We start from the raw sequence: 3,262 nt of genomic DNA, 5'->3' as shown, positions 1-3,262 counted from the left end.
TAGTTGTACCACTAGTATAAGTAGTATAACCACCAGAACTAGCACCTTTAGTCCAGCTACTTCCAAGAGTAAGCTCATCGTTGCTATCACCATCTATTTTTAGCTTATTCTCGCTACTATCACGTAATATATCTTGAACATTGCTAGCTGTAAGAGTTAAGGTTGTCTTTTCTCCATTAGTCATATCTAGTTTTTCGATATTTTTAACATGACTAAAGTCTATGCTATTGTCAGCAACTTTTAATGTATCAAATCCAGCTCCGCCGTCGATAGTTGTATTAATCAGCGTTGCGCCTTTTTCAACTATGATAGTATCGTTACCGGTCGTTAGACCATCTATGCTATCGCCATATATAGAAGCATTTTCAAATCTAGCTCCAGATTTGATATGGATCGTATCATTACCAGCATCACCCTCTACTTTAGCATTATCAAATTTTCCAGAGTTGACAAAAATTGTATCATTTCCTGCTCCACCATGTACGCCGGCATTATGGTTATATGCATTTTCGCCTTTAAATTCTGCTCCGTTAACATTTATTATATCGTCGCCAGCATCTGCATATACATTAGCTTGATTAAATTTAGCTCCACTTTCTAGAGTTATAGTATCTACACCATTTCCAGCAGCTATATAAGAGAAATCTTGGAATATAGTGCCACCATTTATAGTGATTGTGTCGTCACCATTACCAGTATCTATAGCAGATGGGTTACCACCGGCAAGTTTTAAGAACGTAGTATTTGTAACTTCTACCGTATCGTTGCCATCTCCAGTATTTAAAGCAGAGCTCTGAAAGGTTATGCGAGCATCGCTAGGGTCGCGGTTAATAGTTATAGTATCGTTACCTTCTGAAGTATTTATAGTGCTATAGTTAAATGTTGTTCCTTCTTCGATATCAACATCATCGTCGCCTTTATCCGCATCAACTACCGCATGCGTTAAAGTAGAATTGTTAATCACCACGTGATCTTTATCCTCACCGGTATTTATAGCTGTTTTTGCGCTAGCAGTACCATTAAGTTTAGAATCCCTAATTTCTACGTCGTCTTTACCAGCACCAGTATATATATTATTTTCACCTTCCATTAAAGAGTCACTTTGTATTTGCACCAAATCGTCTTTGCTACCGGTAGTTATCGTAGTCTTCTCGACTTTAGCTTTGTGTATCTGTACGTGCTTATGATCGCCGTCACCCATATTTATCTTTACATCGTCAAAATCTGATACTACTCTATTTGCATAGTTACCGCTATTGCCTAGACCGCTTAGTAGTACAGTATCTCGGCCGTTGCCCGTATTTATCTCGGTTTTAGTAGCTATAGGCTTTGAATAAGGCTGAGTCGGATCTGAATCATAATTCTCACTATGATGCTCAAACGTAACTATATCATTGCCTTCTCCGGTTTCTATTTTTGTAGAATTTAAAGATGATCCATCAAATACTTGAATGACATCATCACCGTTTCCGGTATTAATATCGGTATATTTTATATTAGAGTCTTTGATAGTTATCATATCGACATCATCACCAGTATTTACTTCTACGGTATCGTATTCATCTACGCCTTCTACTGTAGAGTTATTTATATTTATCTCGTCTTTACCAGCATTAGTACTTATACCAGAACCTAGTCCTCCGAATTTTGAACCGTTGTTTATATTTATGATATCTTTACCATCTCCAGTGCTTATATAAGCTTCATTAAATACCGTATTATTGGTTAATGTTATTTCGTTACCGCCATTACCGTTTTCTATACTACCACCTTTCATAGTAGCATCGTTTATAGTTACTTTATTTAGGCCTTCTCCTAATTTCATTTCGACTCTGGTTAGCTCAGCTTTATCACTCACATTTACGATGTCGTCTCCAGCTCCGGTGCTAATACTAGATCTCCTACCTTCCACCGATTTTTTTAGATCGGTCTTAATATTGATCGTACTTTTTGTACCAGCGTCTTCCGCTATGATGTTAACACCAGTAGTAGTAGCTCCTTTTTCAAAATTTATCGTATTTTCTTTGGCTACCACTTCTATTTTAGCATTAGACATAAATGCTCCGTTTTTCACATTTAGCTCAGAAGTATTACCTTGTTCTCCTTTATCTAAAGGACTAGCAGACTTACCCATATGTATAATAGCTCCTTCAGATCGGGTACCGTGAATATTAGCTCCGGAATTTACATTTATAGTATCATTGCCGCTTCCGCCTCTGATTCTAGTACCTTGTTTTAACTCGGCTCCGGAATTTACGTTTATAGTATCATTACCGCTTCCGCCGTCTATCACACTAGCCCTCTCATCGGTTACGTCAAACGAAGCGTTTTCGATATTTATTACATCATTATCGGCGCCGGTCATCAAGATAGATCCCTTAAAATTAATCTTATCCGTAGCGGTTCCTTTTAAATTTACGGTTTCGCTTCCAGCACCCATATTTATTATGGTATTAGTTAAAGTGACACCAGGAGCTATATTTAAGTTGTCTGAACTTGAACCAGTACTTATATAAGATTGACCGCCTATGTATTCGTGAGTAAACGGATCTATTTCATAAGTGCCAGTACCTGTTACGTCAGAAGTTATATTGATCTCGTCACCCTTTACACTGCTATAAATTTTAGTATCTATATTAGCACCATCTGAAGTAATCTTGCTTCCATTATCTCCGCCAAATACGCTAAGATCACTTGAAGGATTTACTATTTTGGCCACATCTCCAGTATGATTTGCCGAATTAGCACTACTTGTTAGCACTAAGTCTTTAGCATTATCTTGACCTATGGCTAGCTTGCCGTCATTACTTTTAAACCAGCCGTCTTGAAAGGTAAATGTATTTACTCCAGCGTTAGGAACTAGATAATCTCTACCGTCTATCCATCTAACTATACTATATCCATTCAAAGTAGATCCGGCATAAGACATATCATGTACTAGACTTCGCATATGAAAAACGAATCCGTCGTTTATATTTTCGTTTAGATACGCAGACAATGGAATTTTTATACTTCCTGCTGGTAAAGCAGGTCCTGTTGCTTCAGCTCCAGCTCCAGCCCCAATAGCACTTCCTCCACTTACACCAAAGCTATTATCTCCACCTGCTGCTAGAGATAAAGCATCTATGCTTCCTACATTAGCATTGATGTTACTAATGTGGCCTCCTTCTGCAAAGCTAGTAGAAGATAAGCTTACGCCATCTCCACCATTACCACCTGCTTGTGGACCACCTGCTGCAGTTTCTTCTAGAGCATTAAGATC

1 protein-coding gene is annotated in these 3,262 nt (G+C 38.0%); it reads right to left on the bottom strand.

Annotated elements, in window-relative coordinates:
• Positions 1–3,262 (bottom strand): hypothetical protein (locus F3G75_RS09360; RefSeq protein ID WP_188115417.1); only part of this gene is annotated, 3,262 nt, incomplete at both ends.

It is taken from the genome of Campylobacter concisus (genome assembly GCF_902460705.1).
Classification (GTDB): domain Bacteria; phylum Campylobacterota; class Campylobacteria; order Campylobacterales; family Campylobacteraceae; genus Campylobacter_A; species Campylobacter_A concisus_Z.
This window is presented reverse-complemented; position numbering and strand designations above follow the sequence as displayed.